Genomic DNA, 21,472 nt, shown 5'->3' with positions numbered 1-21,472 from the left:
CGTTCGCTGCGTTGAGGAGCCGCAGGCGAATCCGCTCGCCGGGCCGGGCTTGCCGCCGGCGTGCACGGCGCCGGCCGACGCGGCGCGCTCCGGTGCGCGCCGGGGAGGATGGGACCGGACAAGCAACGCCGCCGCGATCCCCGCGACGAGCGTGGCGCCGACGATCAGCCGAACCCTTTGCGACGCGGTTGCCATCGTCTCGTGTCCCTCCGCTCACGTTCCGTGGTGCTTGTGGAGGCCGACCCCGGGGGTGTCGTTCCAGCGGCCGGTTGCGTAGCACATGATGGGTTCTCCTCTCATTCCTACTTGGACGACGCGCGAGCCTCCGCCCCATTACATGTCGGGCGCCGAGGCTCGGCTCGCCTGCCTCGGGAGCGAGCTCCTCCACCGCCGCGCGACCCCGCGCCAGGCTCGGAGGCCAGCCCGGCCGTGCGCCTTGCCGGTGAGCGGACGGATCGAAGAACGGAGCGGGCATCGCCGCCGGGCCAGCGGGCGACAAAAATATGTCCGCGCGTCACGCCTGGCCCGCTGGTGCCTAGAACGAGCGGCGGCGTCCCGTTGCACCTCGCCGCTGTGACCAGATCGGTTACATTCGGGGGACACCAGGAACCAGCAAGGAGACACAGTCATGGCTTACTCTCGCCTCATTGGCCTCGCCGCCGTCAGCCTCGCCCTTGCCGCGTGCGGAGGCTCGGAGACGGAAAGCTCTCATGCCCACGGTACGGGCGGGGGTGGCGGTGCGGAAGCTGCGAGCGGCACGGGGGGGCACGCCGGCGCTGGAGAGGGCGGCGGGAGCGGCGGCGGGCCTGCGGTGACGGTGCCCGACGCGCCGGTCCTGTCGTTCGTGATGCCGATGCTGGACGTGCTTCACGTCGAGTGGGTGCCGCAGCCGGAGTGCGATCAGATCGAGGCCGAGCGCAAGGACCCGATGAACGACTACGCCGTCGCGTTCACCGTCGCAGGGTCGAAGAAGGCCTACATGGATTCCGATGCGACGGAGGACATGGAGTACACGTACCGTCTTCGCTGCAAGGTGGGCGAAGTCTACTCCGGGTACTCCAACGAGATGTCCGGCAACCCCACCGACGAGGAGAGCGCGCCATGATACGGCTTTCGCGTGCTCTTTCGGGCGTCGCCTTGCTGTCGCTGCTCGCGGCCGGGTGCGCCGCCGATCGGGTAGAGGAGCCGCCCGCCCCCGATGCCTGGGGCGAGCCCGCCGCCGCGCCCGACAGGAACCCCGATCCCCGGATCGTCGAGGTCGACCTCGAGGCCAGGGAGGCAGAGAAGACCTACCTGGAGGGCACGACCACCGCGGTCTGGTCCTATAGCGGTACGGTCCCCGGGCCCCTCATCGAGGCGAACGTGGGCGACACGCTGATCGTCCACTTCAAGAACAGCCTGCCGGAAGCGACGACGATCCACTGGCACGGCGTCCGGGTGCCCAACGAGATGGACGGCGTGATGGCCGTGCAGGAGCCGATCGCGCCCGGCGAGACGTTCACGTACCAGTTCACGCTGCGGGACGCGGGGTTTTACTGGTTCCACCCGCACGTGATGGAGCCGGAGCAGATCCAGAAGGGGCTCTTCGGCCTGATCCGCGTGCGCGGACCGAACGAGCCGGAGGCCGATGTCGAGAAGATCGCCGTGCTCGGGGACGTGTCCCTGAACAAGGACGGGACCTTCAACGAAGAGCTCGACGACGACACGATCATGATGGGCCGCGAGGGCAACGTCGTGCTCGTCAACGGCGAGGTGATGCCAGCGCTCGACGTGCAGCCGGGCGGGCTCACGCGTCTCCGGATCGTCAACGTGGCGAACGGGCGCTTCTTCAACCTGGCGCTCCCGGGCCACACGTTCCGTGTCATCGGCACCGACGGCGGGCTGATCCCGAAGCCGTACGACACCGAGAGGCTCCTGGTCTCTCCCGGCGAGCGCTACGACGTGCTGCTGATCGCCGAGGGCGAGCCGGGAACGGAGCTCACCCTGATGAACGAGCCCTACGAGCGCGGGCACCACACCGGACTGGCCGAACCGATGCCGCTCGCCAGGGTGCGGATCGGCAAGGGATCCCGGCTGTCCGGCCGCACGCTCCCCGAGACGGGCCCTGCCATCGAGCGGCTACCGGGCGGGACGGCGGAGAAGACGATCACGTTCGACGAGGGGTATGTCGACGGCAAGCTGACGTTCACGATCGACGGCAAGGCGTATCCGGACGTGCCGCCGATCGGCATCGGGAACGGATCGGTCCATGTCTATGACCTGAAGAACGACGCGGAGATGGATCACCCGTTCCATCTGCACGGCGCCTTTTTCCAGGTCCTGGCCAGGGACGATGTGCCGCTGGCCGACGACGAGCTCGCCAACAAGGACACGGTGGTCCTGCCGCAGCGGTCCACGGTGCGCATCGCGACGCGCTTCGATGAGCCCGGCATGTGGATGTATCACTGCCACATCCTCGAGCACACCGAGCGCGGCATGATGGGCGAGATCCACGTCGAGCCCTGAGGAGCCGGCCGCCTTCGCTTTTGGCCGCGCCGGCGGTGCCCTCGACAGCGCAAGGAGGACGCCGGGCCTAGGCGAGCCTCGTAGAGGCAGCAGGTACGGCCACATCAGACGGGTCGCGGTGACCGAAACGGTCACAGCTGCCCACGGAGCCCGAGGGACACCGCCGGACAACGCGCGCAACGCGCGCGCGTCGCGCAGGCCCTGCGCCTCCCCTTCGCGGGGACAGCGGACGTCACTGGCAACGACGGTGCGGCACGCCCTGTGCTGTGGGCCCCGGCATGAAGTCGCGACTGGTCGCCGCCTTGCTCGCCCTGGCGTCGCTGGGCAGCCCGCAGGCCGCGCAGGCCGAGGAGGCCGGGCTCGCCGCCATCGTCGCCGAGGTGCTCGCCCGGAACCCCTCGCTGCGCGCGGGCGCGCTGCGCCGGCGCGCGTTCCAGGACGAGGCCGCGGCGGCCGGCGCATGGCCGGACCCGACGGCCAGCGTGATGCTCGACCGCGTCCCGATGGGCGAGGAGATGCCCATGATCCGGTACGAGCTCTCGCAGATGATCCCCTGGCCCGGGAAGCTCGAGCTGATGCGCCGGGCGGTGGATCAGCAGGAGAAGAGCGCGGCAGCGGAGGTCGCGGTCCGCCGGCTGGAGCTGCGTCTCGAGGCGAAGCGCGCCTATTTCATGCTGCTGCTGAACGCGAAGCGCCGCGAGGTGATCCGCGCCGGGCGCGGCCTCGCGGTCCAGATCGCCGGCGCGGCGCTCGGGCGCTACGCCGCAGGCCAGACCGGCCACCACGACGTGGCACGCGCGCAGGTGGAGGTCGCGGCGATCGACGTGGAGCTCGTCAACCTGGAGGGCGAGCGCGCCGCTATGGCGGCCATGTTGAATGCGCTCAGGAACCGGCCCGTCGACACGGCGATCGCCGATCCGACCGGCGCGCTCTCCCCGATGCCCTCGGGCGGGCTCGCGGCGCTCGTTGGCCGGGCCGGCGCGGCGCGGCCCGAGCTCAACGGGATGGCGGCGATGCGCGCCGAGGCGCAGGCGATGGCGGCGGTGGCGCGCAAGGAGCCGTATCCGGACCTCATGACGGGCGTGTGGCTCAACCAGAACATCGGCGCTGAGCCGTCGTTCGGCGCGATGATCGGGGGCACGATCCCGCTCTTCGGCGCCGCGAAGCAAGGACACCTCGCTCGCGCCTTCGACGCGCGCGCGGAGGGCGCCGCGGAGGATCAGGCGGAGATGCGGGCGATGATCGCGTCCGAGGTCGCCGGCGCCTGGCACCGGGCGCAGGCCGCGACCCGGCAGGTGGAGCTCCTGCGCGCGGTGGCGCTGCCGAAGGCGCGTGAGAGCTTCGAGGCCGCGATCGCCGGCTACGGCACGGCGGCGGCGGACCTCGTCGCTGTGCTCGATGCGCGGCGCGCCCTCCAGAGCGCGGAGCTCGCCGTCGCCGAGGCCGTGGTGCGCCGCGAGATCGCCCTCGCAGAGCTCGAGCGGGCCGTGGGCGGGCCGCTCGGTGGAGATGGACAATGAAGCGGACTCATTCCCTCTTGCTCGCCGCCTCGGTGGCGCTGCTCGGCTGCAAGGCTCAGTCGCCCGCGACCGACGACGGCCACGCCGCGCACGCGGCCTCGACCGCCGCGCCGGCGCCGGCGCCGAACGATCCCCACGCTGGTCACCGGGCACAGGGGGCCGAGCCCGCCAGAGGCGACGCCCACGCTGGTCATGGGGCCCAGCAGGGGGCCGAGCCCGCCGAAGGCCGTGCCAAGGAGGGGCCGGGCACGCCCATGACCCCGGCGGGCTACGCCCCGGTCTCGCTGGATCCGGCGCGCCTCGGCGGCCTCTCGCTCAGCACGGCCCTGGTCGAGGCGCGGGAGCTCAAGAGACCCCTCCGCACGGTGGGCGTCGTCGCGCTGGACGAGACGCGCTCGGCGCACGTGCACGCGAAGGTCCGGGGCTTCATCGAGCGCGTCGCCGTCGACTTCGTCGGCCGCAAGGTCTCGGCGGGGCAGGTGCTCTGTTCGCTCTACAGCCAGGAGGTCTTCGCGGCGGAGCTGGAGTTCGTCGCGCTGCTCGAGCGCGCCGCGGGAGGTCCCATGCCTGCGGGAGAGTTCGGGGCCGCGGAGCGGCGCGCGCAGGAGCAGCTCCTCGGCGCCGCGCGCCGGCGCCTCTCGCTCTGGGATGTGCCGAAGGCGGAGATCGCGCGGCTCGAGGCGACCCGGCAGCCGCAGCGCACCTTCGCCCTCACCGCGCCCCGCGCCGGGGTGGTCGTGGCGAAGCAGGCCGTGGAGGGCATGTTCGTGGAACCCTCGCTTGAGCTCTACACCCTCTCGGACCTGTCCCGCGTCTGGGTGCTGGCCGACGTGTACGAGCGCGACGTGCCGTATGTTCGCGCCGGGGATCACGCACACCTCACCGTGGAAGGGCGCGAAGGCGCGCTCCACGCGCCCGTCGCGTTCGTCCCACCGACGGTGGACGAGGCGACGCGCACGATGAAGATCCGGTTCGAGCTCGACAACAGCGACGGTTCGCTCCGGCCAGGCGCGTTCGTCTCCGTGACCATGAACCTGGCGCTCGGGGAGGGGCTCTCTGTTCCTGAGAGCGCGGTGATCCGGACCGGCACGCGCGCCATCGCCTTCGTGGTCCAGGGCGGCCGGGCGGAGCCGCGCGAGGTGAAGCTCGGCCCGCTCATCGGCGACCGCTACCGGGTCGACGACGGCCTCTCCGCGGGAGACCAGGTCGCGACAGGGGCGCAGTTCCTCCTCGACTCCGAGAGCCGGCTCCAGGCCTCCAGCGCTCCGAAGGGCGGCCATGTCCACTGAGCCGCCGCGCCCCGAGGGCGCGCCGGCGGCGCCGCTCGGCGTCATCGCGCGCCTGATAGACTTCTCCGCCCGCAAGCGGTTCTTCGTCTTCCTCATCGCCGCGGCGCTCACGGCTCTCGGGCTGTTCAGCGCGCGGCGCTCCCAGCTCGACGCCCTGCCGGATCTCTCCGACACCCAGGTGATCGTGGCGACCGAGTGGATGGGCCGCAGCCCGACGCTCATCGAGGATCAGGTCACCTATCCCGTCGTCACATCGTTCCTGGGCGCGCCCAGCGTGAAGACCGTCCGCGGCTTCACGATGTTCGGGATGAGCTTCGTCTACGTCGTCTTCAAGGACGGGACGGACATCTACTGGGCGCGATCGCGCGTCGTCGAGCAGCTCGCCAAGGTGAAGGACAGCCTGCCCGAGGGCGTCACGCCGCAGATCGGCCCGGACGCGACCAGCGTGGGATGGGTCTACCAGTATGCCCTCGTCGACGAGAGCGGCGCGCACAACCTGCAGGAGCTGCGCTCCTTCCAGGACTGGCACCTTCGCTACTGGCTTCAGGGCCTGGAAGGGGTCGCCGAGGTCGCGAGCGTGGGCGGCTTCGAGAAGGAGTACCAGATCCAGGTCGACCCGGCGCGCATGAAGGCGAGGGGTGTGTCCGTTGGGCAGGTCGCCGCGGCCGTGCGCGGGGCCAACACCGAGGTCGGCGGGCGCGTGATCGAGATGGCGCAGCACGAGTATGTGCTGCGCGGCCGGGGCTACGTGCGCGCGAGGGAGGATCTCGAGGAAGCGGTCGTCGCGACCGACGCGCGCGGCACGCCGATCTGCGTCCGCGACGTGGCCGACGTGACCGTGGGGGGCAACCTTCGCCGCGGCGTGGCCGAGCTCGACGGCCGCGGTGAGGTCGTGGGCGGCATCGTGGTGATGCGCCACGGGGAGAACGCGCTCGACGTCATCGAGCGGGTCAAGAGCAGGCTCGAGGAGGTGAAGGGCTCGCTCCCGGCCGGCGTGAAGGTCGTGCCGGTCTACGACCGGAGCGAGCTCATCGCCGGCTCGGTGAAGACGCTCTCGACCAACCTGGTCCAGATCCTGGGCGTGGTCATCCTGGTCATCTTCGTCTTCCTCTTCCACCTGCGCTCCGCCCTGGTGGCCGCCATCGCGCTCCCGGTGGCGACGGCCGCGACGTTCATCGCCTTTTACGCGCTCGACCTGTCGATCAACATCATGTCGCTCGCCGGGATCATCCTGGCGCTGGGCGACATGGTCGACTCCGCCTGCGTGCTGGTCGAGAACGCGCACCGGAAGATCGAGGCGGCGGAGAGGGAAGGGCGCGAGATCCCCCGCGCGGAGATCGTCATCGGCGCCGCGCGCGAGCTCGGGCCCTCGATGTTCGGGGCGCTGCTCGTGCTCACCGTCGCGTTCTTGCCCGTCTTCACGCTCGAAGGCGAGGAGGGCCGGCTCTTCCGGCCGCTCGCCCTGGCCAAGACCTTCTCGATGGCGTTCGCGTCGCTGTTCGCGGTCACGCTGGTGCCCGCGCTGATGGTGACGTTCCTCCGGGGCCGGATCACGCCGGAGGGGCGGAACCCGATCAACCGCCTCTGCATCGCGGCGTATCGGCCCGTGCTGCGGGCGTGCCTTCGCCGCCGCGGGCTCGTCATCGCGGCCGCGCTCGGGCTCATGGGCGCCACGGTCTACCCGATGTCGCGCCTGGGATCGGAGTTCATGCCGCCGCTCGAGGAGGGCGACCTGCTCTTCATGCCGGTCACGGTGCCGGGCATCCCCATCGCCGAGGCCCGGCGCCTCCTGGCCTGGCAGGACGCGCAGATCCGGACCGTGCCCGAGGTCGAGCGCGTGTTCGGCAAGGCGGGCCGCGCCGAGACAGCGCTCGATCCGGCCCCGCTCTCGATGTTCGAGACCGTCGTCCAGCTCAAGCCCAAGAGCGCTTGGCGGCCGGGCATGACCCAGGAGAAGCTCGTGGCCGAGCTCGAGCAGAAGACGGCGACCCCCGGCGTGCAGGGCGCGTGGACCATGCCCATCAAGGCGCGGATCGACATGCTCGCGACGGGGATCCGGACGCCGATCGGGGTCAAGGTCTTCGGGCCGGATCTCGAGGTCATCAGCAGGATCGACGGCGACCTCGAGCGCGTGCTCAGGGACGTGCCCGGAACGCGGAGCGTCTATGCGGAGCGCGAGCTCGGCGGCTTCTTCCTCGACATCACGCCGGACCGGCAAGCGATCGCCCGGTACGGCCTCAGCGTGCGCGACGTGCTCGACGTGGTGGAGAGCGCGATAGGCGGGATGGATGTCGACACCACCTTCGAGGGGCGCGAGCGCTACCGGGTGAGCGTGCGTTATCCGCGGGAGCTCCGGGACAACATCGAGGCGCTGCGCGACGTGCCGGTCCCGGTCGCCCCGCTGTCGCCGCGCCCGCTGCCGATCGGGAGCGCCCCGGCGCCGATGGGGGGCGCGACGGCCATGAGCCCAGCAGGAGGGATGGCGGCGAGATCCATGGGCGGAGACCCGATGGGAGGTGCGCCCTCGCCGGCCGAGATCGCGGGCCTCGCCGCCGGCGGGGGCGGCGCGATGGGCGGGGGCGCGATGGGCGGGAGCGCCGCCGTGGCGAGGGGTCAGGCCGAGGGGCCGGCGCGCGCGGCGTTCGTCCCGCTCGGGCAGCTCGCCAGGATCGATACGGTCATGGGGCCGCCGATGATCAAGAGCGAGATGGGCTCGCTCACGGGCTGGATCTACATCGACACCTCCACGAGCGACGTCGGCGGTTACGTGGAGTCGGCGAAGGTGGCCGTCGCGCGAGAGGTCGAGCTCCCCGCGGGCTACTATCTCAAGTGGACCGGCCAGTACGAGCTGCTCGAGCGCGTGCGAGAGCGCCTCGCGTACATCCTGCCGCTCACGATCGGCATCGTCTTCGTGATCCTGTATCTGAACTTCAGCGGCGCAGCGCAGACGCTCCTCGTGATGACCGGGGTGCCGTTCGCCGCGGTGGGCGCGATCTGGACGCTCTACGTTGCCGGCTTCAACACCTCGATCGCCGTGTGGGTCGGGATGATCGCGCTCCTCGGCGTCGCCGCCGAGACAGCGAGCGTCATGATCGTCTACCTCGACGAGGCCTGGACCAGCGGGCGTGCAGCCGGCACGCTGGCGAGCGTCGACGACCTCATCCAGGCCTCGCTGGAGGCGGGCGCGAAGCGCGTCCGCCCGCTCCTGATGACGGTGCTCACCAACGTGTTCGGCCTCCTCCCCGTGCTGCTCGACGATGGCGTCGGGGCCGACGTGGCCAAGCGCATCGCCGCGCCCATGTGGGGAGGGCTGGTGTCGCTCACGCTGCTGACGCTCCTGGTGATCCCCGCGATGTACGTGGTGTGGAGGAGCTTCGCGCTCCGCCGGGCCACGCCCGCGGCGCCGCCTGCTGCGGCTCCAGCGCTGGCCGCGGCGGAGGAAGCCGCGCAGGGCTGACCGCGCTGCGTAAGGTCGTTCCGTTCCGTTCCGCGCCGCCCCGCGCGGCGCCCTGGCCGGTCTCAGGGCACGCTCTGGTGCCCCGCGCCGGCTGCCCCGCCCGGCCGCATCTGCGCGACCTGCTGACATGCGGCGGCGCAGCGGCGGCATTCGTCGGCGCAGGCCCTCATCTGCGCGTCACCCGTGAACTTGTCACAGCTCTGGGCGCAGAGCTCGCAGATGCTCGCGCACGCGGCCGTGACCTGGTTGTGTTGCGGCGAGCCGCGCATCAGGAACGTCGCGGTCGTCTCGCAGATCCTGGCGCAGTCCTGCATGAGCTGCATGTGGGATGGCTCCGCGTGCGAGCCTCCCATATAAAGGCAGTACTGGATCGTCTGGACGCAGATCGACTCGCAGCTCTGGGCGTGGCTGGCCGTGTTCACGAAAGCCGTGCTCAGAGTAAATGCCTTGTGAGCCATGTGTCCCCCCCTTATTCAATGATGCTTCTCGATGCTTCGTGAGCTCATCTCGCGCGCGCACAGGATGAGCCCGACTGGCAGGGCGAGAGACTTGTCGAATTCACCAGGTTCGTCATGTCAGAGAGCTCCGCATTCGCGGCTCGGATGGAGGCTGAACCAGCGCCGACGCCGCGCATGCGTCGTGCCATTCTGCTGGCCCATGCGTCTGGGCTGCTCACAGGGCGATGCTTGGAACAGATCTGGGCGGATGGGATTCGAGAGGGGTGATGGGATCGATGTGACCTGCACGGTCACTTTCATTGATCCGAACGACCAGGCTGTCGCCATCCGCGGCCGGTGCGCCGGCGCGGGCCTCCGCCGCATTACGGTCGAGCGCGGATCTCAGCTCGCGTGCCGGAACCGGCGGAGCCGGAGGGAGCTGAGGAGCACCGAGACGCTCGACAGGCTCATGGCCGCGCTCGCCAGGACCGGCGACAGGAGCCAGCCGGTCAGCGGGTAGAGCGCGCCGGCGGCGATCGGGATGCCGACCACGTTGTAGATGAACGCCCAGAAGAGGTTCTGGCGGATGGTCCGCAGCGTCGCGCGCGAGAGCCCGAGCGCCGTGGGCAGGGCGGCGATGCCGCCACGGAGCAGCGCCACGTCGGCCGCAGCGACCGCGATGTCCGTGCCGCTCGCGACCGCGATCCCCACGTGGGCGCCGGCGAGGGCTGGCGCGTCGTTGATGCCGTCGCCGACCATGGCGACGATGCGCCCGCGCTCCCGCTCCTCGCGCACGATGCGCGCCTTGTCCTCGGGGCGGACCTCGGCGAAGACCTCGTCGATCCCGAGCTGCTGCGCCACGGCGCGCGCCGTCGCCTCGCGGTCCCCTGTCACCATGGCGACGCGCACACCGAGCTGGTGCAGCGCGGCGACGGCCTCCTTGGCTTCGGGGGTCAGCAGGTCGGCGACGGCGACCAGACCGGCGAGGCGGCCGTCGACGGCGACGAACGACGGGGTGTTTCCGTGCCGGGCGAGGCCCTGGGCGAGCTCCTCGAGCGGCGTGGCGTCGATCCCGAGCTCGGCGAGGTACCGGGCCGTGCCGATGCGCACTTCCCGGCCGTCGATGCGGGCGACCACGCCGCGTCCGGCGTCGGCGCGGAAGTCCTCGGGCGCGGAGAGCGGGAGGTTGCGGGCGCGCGCGCCCTCGACCAGCGCCTTCGCGACCGGGTGCTCGCTGCCGAGCTCCGCTGATCCGACGAGGCGCAGGAGCTCGTCCTCGGAGACCTCGGCCAGCGCCTTCACGGCCGCGAGCTGCGGGCGTCCCGCCGTGAGCGTGCCCGTCTTGTCGACGAGGACGGTATCGACGCGGCTGGCGGCCTCGAGCGCCGTACCGCCCTTCACGAGCACGCCGAGCTCGGCGCCGCGTCCGGTGCCCACGGCCACGGCGGCAGGTGTCGCGAGGCCCAGAGCGCAAGGGCAGGCGATCACGAGGACGGCGACGAACCGCTCGAGCGCGGCAGCGAACCCCGCCGCGCTCGGATCCATCGCGACCCAGACGACGAACGCGAGCGTGGCGATACCGAGGACCACCGGGACGAAGATGGCGCTCACCGTATCGGCGAGGCGCGCGATCGGCGCCTTCGAGCCCTGCGCCTGCTCGACCGCCTCGACGATGTGGGCGAGCGCGGTGTCGGCGCCGGTCTTCGTGATCCGCACCGTGAGCTGCCCGCTCTGGTTCAGCGTGCCGCCGAACACAGACGCTCCGGTGCTCTTGTCGATGGGGAGGCTCTCGCCCGTGAGCATCGACTCATCGATGGCTGAGGTGCCGGACACGACCTCGCCGTCGCTCGGCATCCGCTCTCCCGGCCGAACGCGGACGATGTCGCCGGGCGAGAGATCCGCGGCCGGGATCTCCTCCTCCACATCGCCGCGCAGGCGCCGCGCCGTCCTGGGCTGGAGCGCGACGAGCCCACGCACCGCGTCGGTGAGGCGCTTGCGGGCGCGTGTCTCGAGGAGCTTGCCGAGCAGGACAAAGCTGATGATGGCCCCGACGGCCTCGAAGTAGACATGCGGCCGCATGCCGTGCTCGGCGTGGGGAAAGAGCTGCGGGGCGACGACGGCGATCGCGGAGTAGACCCACGCGGCGCCGGTGCCGAGGGCCACGAGCGTGTTCATGTCGGCCGCCCGGTGCCGGAGCGCGGCCCAGGCGAGCCGGAAGAACCTGCGGCCGGGGCCGACGACCACCGCGGTCGCGAGGGCGAGCTGGACGAACCGGCCGAGCGTGCCGTCGGCTCCCGGGATGCGGCCGTGCGACATCCCGAGGACGAGCAGCGGGACGGACAGGACAAGCGAGATCACGAAGTCCCGCCAGAGGACGCGCCGCTCGCCGTCGAGGCTCTCCTCGGCGGCGGCTGCTCGATCGGCAGGAGCAACGGTGGGGCTGCCCGGCGCGGCGCTGCTCTCCGGGACGCTGTAGCCCGCGCTCTCGATGGCGGCGACGAGGGTCTTGGTGGACGCGGCGGACGGGTCGAACGTGACGATGGCCGTGCGGGTCACAAGGTTGACCTTCGCGTCGCTGACGCCGGCGATCGCGAGCAAGGCCCGCTCGATGCGCCGGACGCAAGCGGCGCAGGTCATGCCCTCCACAGGCAGATCGATGCGGCAGATGGCGCCCTCGTCGGTGTCCTGCGGGGCGGGAATGGAGACGGATGCGGTCGACATGATCACCTCTTTGTCGACCAGCGCAGACGCAGGGTCACTCCGCGGATTACGGCAAGAGCGCTGGAGCTCACCGCGCAAGCGGCTGCACGGCCGGCATGTCCGGGGCACTGGGGGGGCTTCGCCCAGCTCCCCCGACAAACGCGACGGCTCCTGCGCCGTGTAATGAATCCCGATGGCTGCGTCTTCGGGGGTGAGCGGCCTGTGGGTCGCCGAAAGGAAGACGTCATGAAAGAGACCATGCTTCAGGTGGACGGGATGAGCTGCCCGTCCTGCATCCGCCACATCGACAGCGCGCTTCGCGAGCTCGGCGGCGCCGTGGCCAAGGTCGACGTGCGCCTGCGCGAGGGCACCGTCGTGGTGCAGCACGATCCGACGAGCGCGCCCGTGGACGCCCTCGTCGAGGCCGTGCGCGGGGCCGGGTACGACGTGCGCCCCCGCGCCGCCTGAACGCCTGCAGTGCCCGGGGCTCGTGGCCTGATGAAGGTCAGGTCACGAGCTCCGGCGGGCGCGACTGGTTGAAGGTCCCCGCGCCGCCATCGTCGGTGGAGGGCTGCTGGCCTCGAGCTCGCTGCATCCCTCCGGAGGCTCGGCCACGCGGTGACGCTCCTCGAGGCGGCGCCCTGGCCGCTCGGGCGCCTCGTGCGCGGGGCAGAGCCTTGCGGATCGCGGATCGCCGTCCGCCTCGGGACGACTCAGCGCGTGGGGCGCAACCCCGCCAGCGTGACCGCGACAAGCCGGCGGACGGCAGCCTTGGACGGCAGGCTGCCGGCTGCGGTCAGGGCGTGGAGGCAGTACTGCGCGAGCTCGTCCGGCGCGACATCATCCCGGGAGGCACCGGCCTTCGCGCCCTCCGCGACCAGGTCGCGGATGAAGTCGCGGAGGTGCTGCTGCGCGCGGGCGACGTGTTCACCGCGATGCAAGAGCGCCGAGAGCTCGGTGGTGGGGTGCTCGTGGGCGATGAGCGCGAAGGCCTCGAGCCGACAGTACCATAGACAAAGTGAATTGGCGTGTACAAAGTGTATTGATAAAATTGAGGTCGACCCTGACATCCACGCTCAACCGAGGAGATGCACATGGCTGACCCGCCCCGTTATCCCGACGCCGGCCTGAGGCTGGACGGCGGGTCTACCCCTCCCACGCCGCGCTGGGTGAAGGCGTTCGGGGCCATCGTTGTCGTCCTGGTCGTGCTGTTTGTCGTCCTGCACCTCACCGGCATGAGCCTTGGTGGTCCAGGTAGCCACACGCCGGCCGGTGACGACGGTTTCGATGGGGTCGATAACAGCAAGGGCAGCGGGGTCGCCATCGAACGAGAATGCGCGCTATAGCGAGTCGGACCGTAATGAATGAATCGACGAAGTGCCGCTCAGGCCGCGACGTCGATCTCGTGCGCTGCAGCTTGCCGTCCTTGCGAGGGGGGAAAGTGCCGCACACGTTCGGCGACGACGAACGCGTAGCAGCAGAGGACAACGGAGACGTGATGGTGCCAACCCACGAAGGAGCGGCCTTCGAAGTGATCGAGGCCCAGCTCCCCCTTGAGCTCTTCGTAGACACGTTCCGTTCGCCAACGCTCCTTGGCAACGCGGACGATTTGCTTCTTGCTCATTCTTCGCGGCAGCGTCGTCAGGATAAACTTCGTAGGTTTCGATTCTCCGTCGAGCCATTCCATCATGAGCCATACGGGTTCCTTCGCCGCAGGCGTCAGCCCATCGTCGTGCGCTGTTTTTACGCGTCGAAAGCAGAAACGCGAGGAGAGCTTGCCGCCGGTACCCTCCCGCCAGGTCACGCGTCGAAAGGCTCGCGGGCCGAGTTGCACGCCGAGTTCCTGAACACCGATAGCGACTCCGCGCCGGCGTTCCTGCGTGTCCAGGAGCCACACCTGGGTGGGCCCGTGGATCCCGACGGCATAGTCGAAGCCGAGCAGGCGCACTGCGTCGCGGAACGCATGCGATTCGCCGTAGCCGCTGTCGGCCAGGAGGATGTCTCCGGCAATCCCATCGCGTACGGCCCGCTCCATCATGCCCAGAGCGAGGTCGATTTGGGTTTGAAACTGAAGGTCCTCAGGGATCTTTGTTTTTGTCCGCCGCTCCGGGTCGTCGGTCCAAGTGGTTAGTTCGCGGGTGCCTGGATCAGCCCGGTGCCGATCGCGTCGAGGTCGTTGTCGACGAGCGGGGCCCTCGTGGTGCTCTTGCGCAGCTCCGCCTCCACGGTGCCGGGAATGTTCAACATGCCCGCCTCCCGAAGCTTATGGACCCACAGCGCCGCGACGCCGGCCACGTGCGGCGTTGCCATGCTCGTGCCGCTCATCGTCGCCCAGCCGCCGTCGACCGCTGCCGACACGACGTCGACGCCGGGCGCGACAACGAGTGCGCGTCCGTTCGAGAAATCGGCGATCTTCCACTTGTCTCCGGTCGCGTCTGTCGGGCCGACCGCGCCGACGCCGAACAACTCCGATGCCGGGAGGCCGGCGCCGAGCACGACGCCGGCGGCGCGATCACTCTCGTTTCCGGTCGCCGCCACGAAGACGACATTTTTCGCCTGGGACTCGAGGAACCCGCGCAGCTTTGACACGCCCTTGATGATGTCGTTCTGCAGCTGCATCGCCGCATAGCTGGCGCGCCGCGCGTCCATGCCCCGGTCGATGAGACGCTGGACGTTGCCTGGCAAGTCGTAGCCGAGCGACATCGAGACCACGTCGGCCTTCTGTTCGAAGACCGCCCACAGCATGCCCTTCAGCAGCATCTCGAGCGAGCCGCCGTTCGTGCCGAGGACTTTGCCGACAGCAATCTTCGTCACGCCGGGCGCCACGCCCACACGGATTCCATCCACGGAGGCGCCGCAGATCGTGCCGGCGCAGTGCGTGCCGTGGCCGTCATGATCGGACACGTCCTCGGGGGACGAACCCTCGCCAGTGAAGTCGCGCGAGGTGATGTCCTTGCCCGCGAACGCGGGGTGCGTCCTGTCGATGCCGGTGTCGAGCACCGCGACGCGGACGCCTTGCCCCGTGAAGTTCGTCGCGTGGGCGCCGACGGCGATCAGTCCCTGCGGCATCTTGAGCGTGCCACTCGTCTTCAGCGCGCCGTCGATCGCGGTTGCCTGGAGGGAGGCTTGCGCCGTCGGCCGGACAAGGGAAAACACCGCGTCGGCGTCGAGCACAGCGGCGTTCTTCGGATCGGCGCGAAGTGATCCGGCGTCGTGCTCCCGTCCGCTCTCAATGGCAATAGAGAGTTGCGTCGCACCGCCGCGGCTGCGATGCCAGGCGGCAGGGCTCGAAAGATCGACCGACTTCTCGATGTTGGCGTTCGCGCGGAGGATCAGGTAGCGGGTGGACATAATTCCTCTGGGGCTTGATGTTGACAATGGCGGGCATCGCCACGCGTTGGGCGTGATGGCACCCGAATGCGACAACCCGAGCTAGCTAGGCTAGGGACTCGGAGGAGAGATAAGACGGCGAAACGCTCACGTGTCTCCGCGAGCGGGTTCACGTCGGCATCCGCGCGGTGCGGCTCCCCTCGCGCCTTGGGGAAGAGCCATTCGCGGCTCGCACCGCGGGGAAGAGCCACTTGCGGCCCGCGCGTCGGTCCCCCCTCGGTGCGTGAGCGCATGAGAACGCCGACGCGCACAATAGACCATGGGGGCTTCATCATTTGTAGCCACGACAATGCTTGTAAGCTGTCTACATCAAGACCGGCGCTCAACGCCCGCGCTCGCACGCGCTCACCTTGTCGGCGATGAAATCGAAATTCTGGTCCACACGGGCATCCACGCCCGTCGTCCTGCAGCTCCGGTCGCCGAGCGAGGTGACGCCGACGAGCAGGGCACCGGCGAACGCGGGGCCGCCAGAATCGATGTTGCAGGTGTTGTGCTCCACGTCCCCGTAGGAGAACCAAGCCTCCTTGATCTCGCCGACCTCCATATCCGCTCTGCGGCGGACTCCGTGGGACCCGGGGTCCGACGGATCGAACAGGCCATAACCCACGAACGCCAGGCTGCTCCGCCTGTACGTCGACTCCGGGAGGACGCTGCTTGGGATGGCCATCGGGGCCACGCCCGGATGCTCGGACAGGCAAAGGATGCCCACATCGTTCGTGGCGTCCTCCACACGGAGCGGCCGGTCCGACGGGAATCGCTTGTTCGCCCACACGTCGCGCACGAGCTTTGGGCGGGTGTCGCTCGTGATCTTGCAGTCGAGCGAGAACGTGAACTGCTTCGCGTCTTCGGTGTCGAGACAGTGCGCGGCGGTGAGCACCGCATGCCGGCTGATCAACGTACCGGAGCAGTGCACCTGGTGATTCCGCAGGATGGCTCCGACAGCGGTCCACTCGCACTGCCGCTCACCACGGACGATCTTCGTGCTGATGTCGATGCCTCGCCTGCCTTGCGAGCGCCGGACCATCGCTGCCCTGGCCTCGATCAGGCCGAACGGCCTTTCCTTGATCTCGGAGAGCGGGACGAACTCTGACGCATCGGCGCCCAGCGGATCGCGCTCGAGGTCGATGTCGTCGCCCTCCGGCGCCTGCGCGCGGAATGCCAGCGTTCGTCCCGATTTCTCGGTGTCCTGCAGGCGCCCCTCCGCGGGAGCGCCCAGCTGCGCGGGCGCCTCGGGCGAGGCTCCGCGCGTCCCGCCCGCGGCGCCGCAACCGACGAGACAGATGGCGTAAAGCAATGGTGTCGCGCGATGGTGCACACTATCCTCCATCAATTGAAGTCGAAGAAGGGCACATAGTAACCGATGCTGAGGCCGACGCGGAGCGCGCCGCCTGGCCTGTCCCCGAGGAGCGTCTTCGAGGTCTGAGCGAAGAGCGTCGGCGCATAGCGGACGTCGAGCGCGAAGACCGCCGGCGTTTGATGACCGAGCGTCAGCCCAGCTTGGAACCCGGCGACCAGCATGGTGTCCCAGCGCGGCGTGTTGATCCCCTCGCTCGTGGAGTACGAGGCGAACTGGCCAATGTCGATAGGATAGGCCATCAGGTGCCACCCGAAGCTCTCGAACCAGCCCCCGTCTACAGCGACGCCGAGCGGGAGCGCGAGCTGCGGTGTCATGTATTGGGGGCCGCCGAGGTGGCCCTTCGCGTCGCGCACCGCCTCGACGCCGGTCGTTAGGAAAGAGGCGTTGACGCCGACGGATACGATGGTGTCCTTATCGCGCCCGCGCCTGTCCGTCATCTGATCGACGAGATCCTCGATGAGCTTCTTGCGCACGTCGTGCAGCTGCTTGTCGGGGGCGCCGCCGCCGCTGTAGGTGGCGGCGAACGCGCCGATCGTCGCGACGACGCGGATCATCACCTTGAACTGGTCCACATCGTCGCCGCTCTCGGTGCGCACGTTCGACACGAGAGCCGCGCATTTCGAGAGCGCCGTCGGGAGATCCTCGTCCACGATCGCGAGCAAGAGGCGCTGTACGTCATCGACGATCGCGCGCGCCCGTTCGTGCTGCTCGCGGGGCTTGTCGTGGAATTCCTTGTCCACGACGGCTTGGGCGAGCCAGCCGACGACCTCCAGCGTCAGGCGCCAGCGGTCGCGCGGGCTGACGCCGGCGCTCGCGGGGCTCACCGCGTCCACGACAATCTGGGCCAAGGCTGCGGCCCGCGTGCGCAAACGGGCGAGCTCACTCGAGCGGGGTTTGAGGCTCTCGAGCTGCTCCTTATAATCTTTGCTTAAGAGCGTCTCGATATCCACGGACAGATCGCAGACGTCGGCGGTCTGCGCCAGGCAGCGCCGCGCCGCCTGAACCGCGATCTTGAATGTGAGCTCGTCCAGCTTGCCGAACGACCAGGTCATCTCGATCGCTTGATCAATGACCAGCTTGGGGTTGGGGAGCGTCGCCTGGATGTGGCCGCCATGAAAGTGGATCTCGAGCGACGTCGTGATCATCTCGACGAGCACCGCCAGTGTCGTGAGCGCGTCGGACCGGTTCCCCGCGGCGATGAGGAACTTGAACGGCGCCTCCGCGACAAAGGTGAGCAGATCCGAGACCAGCGCCGCCTGGAGCGCCTGGCTCTGTGTCGCGATATCGTTGAGCCGGACGGTGTCGAGCAGCGCGCAGGACTTCCGCAAGAGGATCTTCTTGGGCCGCGGGGCCTTGGGATCGATGAGCATGCCCTGCTCGTCGATGTGGCAAAGCGTGTCGTCGATGCGTTTGCGGATAATCTCGAAGCCCTTCGCCCGGGCTCGATCCACCGCGATCTCCGCCAGGATCTGCAGCAGCTCGGCGGCCATCTGCGCAGCCTGCTCGTCGATGCCGCCAGGCAGGGCGCTTCGCAGCGTCACGGTGTTTCGCTTGCTCTCCAGCAGCTTCGTGCGCTGCGGGCATACCCGGAGCGGTCCCGACAGCCCCACGCGGTCGGGATCGCAGTTCTCCTCGTTCTTCGGCGGAGGGGGAGGCGGAGCCGTCGGCTGCGCGAACATGTAGGCCGTCGGCCCGACCTTCTGGCCGTCACAGGTTGCCGCCAGCGTCAACTCCACCGCTCCGTTGAGCGCATCGACGCTGATGTGCGCGGGTTGGACCGCCGTCTCGGACGAGGCGGTCTTCAGCGTTGCTTTCACGTTTTTGCACACGGCCGGCACCTTGACCTGAAGCTCGACGGCTTGCGACAACGGCAACCCGGGCGCAGGCGCCAGCGTCCAGGTGTTCAACGTCGAGTCTCTCTTGAACTCGATGGTCTTTGCGTCGGCCGTCTGCGCCGTCGCGACGCCACCGGCAAGATGACCAGCGCTGGTCAGCGCAATGAACGCCGCGAGTGGGATTCGATACCTGGGTAGAGCGATCATCGTCAAGGCAACCTCCTTCGGGGAGCACGATCTCTCAAGCGAGCACGAGGCTGTTCCGTCCGAACGGCGCGGTGGCGAGCCTGCGCTGCTCCAGCCGCCGTCCGACGACTCGATTGCATTCTACAGCGCGGCTTTTGCCTCCGACGCGAGCCGACGCGAGCCGACGCGAGCCGACGCGAGCCGACGCGAGCCGGGATGTGCTGATTCAGCCGCCCGGCGAAGGCACCCCCTCCGGCGATGCCTTCTTCGGTCCAAGCAGGACCGCAGCCACGAACGTGTATGCAGCGAGCAGCAGCCCCCCCATGACGGGCGTGAACGCGGGGACGACCTGACGAATCACGCCCCCAGTCGCGAACACCCACACGACGAACGAGAACATGGACAGCGTGAGCTGCAATGGGCTTCTGACCTGCTCGATCCGCCACAGGTAAAGCGGCGTTCCCACCAGGAAAAGCGAGAAGAGCAGCCAGAAAATTGGCACGAGCGGCACCTGATTCGCTCCGGCCTGGAGGAGGCCGTCGATCACGAGGAACGTGCCGATGACCTCGCTCGGGATCAGCTTGACGAGCCGCTGCGTGAAGGTGTCCGTCGGAGGAGGCTCGCCGCCCGCCCGCATGGCTGCCGAGCGAGCTCGCATAACGTCGTTGCGTACAATCTCACGTCCCATAAGACCCTCGTATCGTAGAGTGGCTTGTCCAGGCTCGGACGGCCGGTGCTCACAGAATGGAGTACCGGCGGCGGCGCAGGGCCATGTCACCGCCGGGGCCAGGCGCCAGCGTATGCGTGGCGCCCTGGGGCAGCTCGGCACCCGCCGGTGCAATCATGGCATTATCCTCGAGAACACGTCTGTACAGCTCCGCGTCCGCGCGCGCATCCACCGGGGAGCCGTCGACCGCGAGCGCTGCGATGTCGCCGGACCGGGCGAGCGTGATCTCGGCGGCGACGGGCGTCGGGGTATCCAGGGCGTCGCCGACCATCGCGGAGATGCGCGCGCCGCCGTTGCTCGCGTCCGCGATGGATTCGACGTGAAGGAGCCGCCGCCCGAACCGGCGTTCGAGCCGCAGATCGAGCGCGGGCCGCAGCGCCTCGGCGTCGCGGATCCCGAGGACGCGCGCAAGGATGAGCGGGCCTGCGGACCACACGTCGAAATCGCCGTCAGGACCGAGTCGGAGCGCGTGCATCCCGAGAGCGCGGCACGCGCCGACGTGCTCGGCGCTCTCGGTAACGAAGAGGCACGCGTCAAGCCGAGGCGCGACGCCGAGGCGCTCCAGGGCGAGCTCGAAGACGGCGCGATGCGGCTTGCGCACCCCGGCCTGCGTCGACAGCGTGATCCGCTGCTCGGGAGGCTGAAAGTACGGGGCCAACCCGAGATGGCTCAGCATGTCGACGTATTCGTGGAAGAGTCGCTCGATCTCGACGGGCCCGGAGCCCGAGGCTGGCATCGTGAAATCGGAGACGAGCGCCACGGGGAGCCGTTGCCCAGAGCTCGTTCGAAAACCAGAGACCACATCGAGCGCTCTTGCGGCGTCCGGGAGCACGACGCCGCCGTACTCGAGGGTGCCCCCCAAATCCAGCAGGAGGACGCTTGGCGGGAGGATGGTTTGGATATCCATGGCGCGTGCTCCTAGAACACCAATCATGTTGAAACCCGGAGAATTTCACAGGGAGGCGAGGAGGCGGGGAGGAAGAAAAAAAGAATCTCTCCTTCTCGCCGTCTCTCGCTCCCCGCCTCCTCGCCTCCCTGTGAAATTCCTGCTTTTCTCGGGGTTTCAACCCGTTTGTCGCTCTAGACTCCAGAAGGTGGCTCGCCGCAGATCGCGAGCGTCGTTATCAGATCTGGGCGGGTTGCGGGCGGCGCGGGATGCAATCGATGCGGCGCCGATACAAGGTCACCGTGCCCTGCTCATCGACGAGCTCGTGGGTCTTGAACGACGAACGATCGAAGACCGTGAGGGCAGGATCTGCGAAGCCCTTTGGATCGAGACGGCCGCGCCGCAGGAGGTCCTCGAAGAACGCCCGCGCCGCGTCCTCGGGCGAGGCGACCGCGACGTCGTCGACCGACTTCGAAGCCCCAGCGACGCTGAAGCGCCGCTGCGCGGACGGCGCCTGCACGCGGATCGTGGACACCTTGAGGCCGTAACCCGACACGTCGAGATCGTGGGGCACAGGCTGCCCGCCCAGCCCAGCGGCCACGCCGACCGGCGCGTGAGCCGTCGCGACGGTCACGGCGCCCGGGATGGAGAGCAGGCCGTGGCGGACGAGCCCGACCTTGATCGCTTCGGCATACCCTTGGTCCTTCTTCATCGCCGCGCGGAGCAGGTGTGCGCCCACCTGGCTCATGTAGCTGGGAACGATCGGCGAGCTCCGGACGGCTTCGACGAGCAGGGACGCCATGTCCCGGCTCACCTCCAGGAGGTCCTCTTCCTTCTGTCCCGGCCGGCTGGCGAACATCCCCGCGAGCGCGTCGAGGAACGCGGCCGTAAAGACGCGCGAGAACGAGTGCGGCTCCGACGTGAGCATCGTGGCAGGACCGGACGTCGGCAGCTCGTCCGCGGACTGGTAAAAGAACGAATTGGCGGCGTTGCGGAGACAATCGCGGACATCGTTGGGTCCGGGCATGGCAAGCCTCACGGTCGAGGGCATTTCGTCTCGTCCTGCCGCACTTCCGTCGTCGTGGCAGGCGCCTTATCGCCATGGCAACCCGTGTGCCAACGCGAGCGGAGCCGATCAAGCAACCACGCTCGTGGGACTGCGCTCCAACCGAGCTCGCGCGCC

General features: G+C 69.3%; 16 protein-coding genes and 1 pseudogene. 7 read left to right on the top strand and 10 right to left on the bottom strand.

The features are described 5' to 3' along the window. Positions 1-628 precede the first annotated feature (628 nt). From ACSRUE_RS45720 to ACSRUE_RS45700, 5 genes are all read left to right on the top strand, one after another. Positions 629-1,105: a hypothetical protein gene (locus tag ACSRUE_RS45720; RefSeq protein WP_441289053.1), complete on the top strand. Its 477-nt coding sequence runs from the start codon at positions 629-631 to the stop codon at positions 1,103-1,105. Then, positions 1,102-2,505 (top strand): multicopper oxidase family protein, encoded by a 1,404-nt coding sequence (locus ACSRUE_RS45715; RefSeq protein WP_441289052.1) that lies wholly within the window; start codon positions 1,102-1,104, stop codon positions 2,503-2,505. The genes ACSRUE_RS45720 and ACSRUE_RS45715 overlap by 4 nt, the downstream gene beginning before the upstream one ends. 278 nt (positions 2,506-2,783) lie before the next feature. Then, positions 2,784-4,025: a TolC family protein gene (locus ACSRUE_RS45710; protein WP_441289051.1), complete on the top strand. Its 1,242-nt coding sequence runs from the start codon at positions 2,784-2,786 to the stop codon at positions 4,023-4,025. Continuing rightward, positions 4,022-5,314 carry an efflux RND transporter periplasmic adaptor subunit gene (locus ACSRUE_RS45705; protein ID WP_441289050.1) on the top strand — a complete coding sequence of 431 codons (1,293 nt, stop codon included), beginning with the start codon at positions 4,022-4,024 and terminating at the stop codon, positions 5,312-5,314. Before ACSRUE_RS45710 ends, ACSRUE_RS45705 begins: the two co-directional genes overlap by 4 nt. Further along, entirely contained in the window at positions 5,304-8,771 is a 3,468-nt protein-coding gene (locus ACSRUE_RS45700) for an efflux RND transporter permease subunit (protein ID WP_441289049.1), read from the top strand. Before ACSRUE_RS45705 ends, ACSRUE_RS45700 begins: the two co-directional genes overlap by 11 nt. Positions 8,772-8,833: 62 nt before the next feature. Here ACSRUE_RS45700 and ACSRUE_RS45695 read toward each other — a convergent pair whose 3' ends face one another. Continuing rightward, positions 8,834-9,193 (bottom strand): four-helix bundle copper-binding protein, encoded by a 360-nt coding sequence (locus ACSRUE_RS45695; RefSeq protein WP_441289048.1) that lies wholly within the window; start codon positions 9,191-9,193, stop codon positions 8,834-8,836. 417 nt (positions 9,194-9,610) lie between these two features. Next, the gene (locus ACSRUE_RS45690) at positions 9,611-11,929 is read right to left on the bottom strand and encodes a heavy metal translocating P-type ATPase (RefSeq protein ID WP_441289047.1); all 2,319 of its coding nucleotides are present in this window, start codon (positions 11,927-11,929) and stop codon (positions 9,611-9,613) included. A 225-nt stretch (positions 11,930-12,154) separates the two neighbouring features. Here ACSRUE_RS45690 and ACSRUE_RS45685 point away from each other — a divergent pair, with 225 nt between their 5' ends. Further along, entirely contained in the window at positions 12,155-12,376 is a 222-nt protein-coding gene (locus tag ACSRUE_RS45685) for a heavy-metal-associated domain-containing protein (RefSeq protein WP_437761759.1), read from the top strand. A gap of 245 nt (positions 12,377-12,621) precedes the next feature. On the opposite strand, the pseudogene ACSRUE_RS45680 reads toward ACSRUE_RS45685, so the two are convergent. Continuing rightward, positions 12,622-12,906: pseudogene (locus ACSRUE_RS45680) on the bottom strand (TetR/AcrR family transcriptional regulator); the annotation flags it as partial. Between the two features lie 96 nt (positions 12,907-13,002). On the opposite strand from ACSRUE_RS45680, the gene ACSRUE_RS45675 reads away from it, so the two are divergent. Further along, complete coding sequence (locus ACSRUE_RS45675; protein WP_441289046.1) at positions 13,003-13,254, top strand: hypothetical protein; 252 nt, start codon at positions 13,003-13,005, stop codon at positions 13,252-13,254. 38 nt (positions 13,255-13,292) lie between these two features. Here the strand turns inward: ACSRUE_RS45675 and ACSRUE_RS45670 are convergent, their stop codons facing one another. The 7 genes from ACSRUE_RS45670 to ACSRUE_RS45640 all read right to left on the bottom strand — a co-directional run bounded on the left by ACSRUE_RS45670 (position 13,293) and on the right by ACSRUE_RS45640 (position 21,316). Beyond that, a complete protein-coding gene (locus ACSRUE_RS45670) occupies positions 13,293-13,994 on the bottom strand; it encodes an IS701 family transposase (RefSeq protein WP_441293199.1) in 702 nt (233 codons plus the stop codon). A 41-nt stretch (positions 13,995-14,035) separates the two neighbouring features. Continuing rightward, positions 14,036-15,259 carry a S8 family peptidase gene (locus ACSRUE_RS45665; RefSeq protein ID WP_441289045.1) on the bottom strand — a complete coding sequence of 408 codons (1,224 nt, stop codon included), beginning with the start codon at positions 15,257-15,259 and terminating at the stop codon, positions 14,036-14,038. Between the two features lie 361 nt (positions 15,260-15,620). Then, positions 15,621-16,613: a S1 family peptidase gene (locus ACSRUE_RS45660; protein ID WP_441289044.1), complete on the bottom strand. Its 993-nt coding sequence runs from the start codon at positions 16,611-16,613 to the stop codon at positions 15,621-15,623. A gap of 11 nt (positions 16,614-16,624) precedes the next feature. Continuing rightward, a complete protein-coding gene (locus ACSRUE_RS45655; RefSeq protein ID WP_441289043.1) occupies positions 16,625-18,703 on the bottom strand; it encodes a hypothetical protein in 2,079 nt (692 codons plus the stop codon). A gap of 199 nt (positions 18,704-18,902) precedes the next feature. After that, positions 18,903-19,334, bottom strand: coding sequence for a hypothetical protein (locus tag ACSRUE_RS45650; protein WP_441289042.1), 432 nt, complete (start codon positions 19,332-19,334; stop codon positions 18,903-18,905). A 79-nt stretch (positions 19,335-19,413) separates the two neighbouring features. Then, positions 19,414-20,310, bottom strand: coding sequence for an HAD family hydrolase (locus ACSRUE_RS45645; RefSeq protein ID WP_441289041.1), 897 nt, complete (start codon positions 20,308-20,310; stop codon positions 19,414-19,416). A gap of 217 nt (positions 20,311-20,527) precedes the next feature. Then, positions 20,528-21,316 (bottom strand): hypothetical protein, encoded by a 789-nt coding sequence (locus ACSRUE_RS45640; protein WP_441289040.1) that lies wholly within the window; start codon positions 21,314-21,316, stop codon positions 20,528-20,530. Positions 21,317-21,472: the final 156 nt, after the last annotated feature.

The organism is Sorangium sp. KYC3313, assembly GCF_052075895.1.
GTDB lineage: Bacteria > Myxococcota_A > Polyangia > Polyangiales > Polyangiaceae > Sorangium > Sorangium cellulosum_B.
This window is presented reverse-complemented; position numbering and strand designations above follow the sequence as displayed.

What these genes read in the sequence shown, in the direction of transcription:
- ACSRUE_RS45720 (WP_441289053.1), top strand. Translation starts at nt 629, where the DNA reads ATGGCTTACTCTCGCCTCATTGGCCTCGCCGCCGTCAGCCTCGCCCTT.
- ACSRUE_RS45715 (WP_441289052.1), top strand. Translation starts at nt 1,102, where the DNA reads ATGATACGGCTTTCGCGTGCTCTTTCGGGCGTCGCCTTGCTGTCGCTG.
- ACSRUE_RS45710 (WP_441289051.1), top strand. Translation starts at nt 2,784, where the DNA reads ATGAAGTCGCGACTGGTCGCCGCCTTGCTCGCCCTGGCGTCGCTGGGC.
- ACSRUE_RS45705 (WP_441289050.1), top strand. Translation starts at nt 4,022, where the DNA reads ATGAAGCGGACTCATTCCCTCTTGCTCGCCGCCTCGGTGGCGCTGCTC.
- ACSRUE_RS45700 (WP_441289049.1), top strand. Translation starts at nt 5,304, where the DNA reads ATGTCCACTGAGCCGCCGCGCCCCGAGGGCGCGCCGGCGGCGCCGCTC.
- ACSRUE_RS45690 (WP_441289047.1), bottom strand. Translation starts at nt 11,929, where the DNA reads ATGTCGACCGCATCCGTCTCCATTCCCGCCCCGCAGGACACCGACGAG.
- ACSRUE_RS45685 (WP_437761759.1), top strand. Translation starts at nt 12,155, where the DNA reads ATGAAAGAGACCATGCTTCAGGTGGACGGGATGAGCTGCCCGTCCTGC.
- ACSRUE_RS45675 (WP_441289046.1), top strand. Translation starts at nt 13,003, where the DNA reads ATGGCTGACCCGCCCCGTTATCCCGACGCCGGCCTGAGGCTGGACGGC.
- ACSRUE_RS45665 (WP_441289045.1), bottom strand. Translation starts at nt 15,259, where the DNA reads ATGTCCACCCGCTACCTGATCCTCCGCGCGAACGCCAACATCGAGAAG.
- ACSRUE_RS45650 (WP_441289042.1), bottom strand. Translation starts at nt 19,334, where the DNA reads ATGCGAGCTCGCTCGGCAGCCATGCGGGCGGGCGGCGAGCCTCCTCCG.
- ACSRUE_RS45645 (WP_441289041.1), bottom strand. Translation starts at nt 20,310, where the DNA reads ATGGATATCCAAACCATCCTCCCGCCAAGCGTCCTCCTGCTGGATTTG.
- ACSRUE_RS45640 (WP_441289040.1), bottom strand. Translation starts at nt 21,316, where the DNA reads ATGCCCGGACCCAACGATGTCCGCGATTGTCTCCGCAACGCCGCCAAT.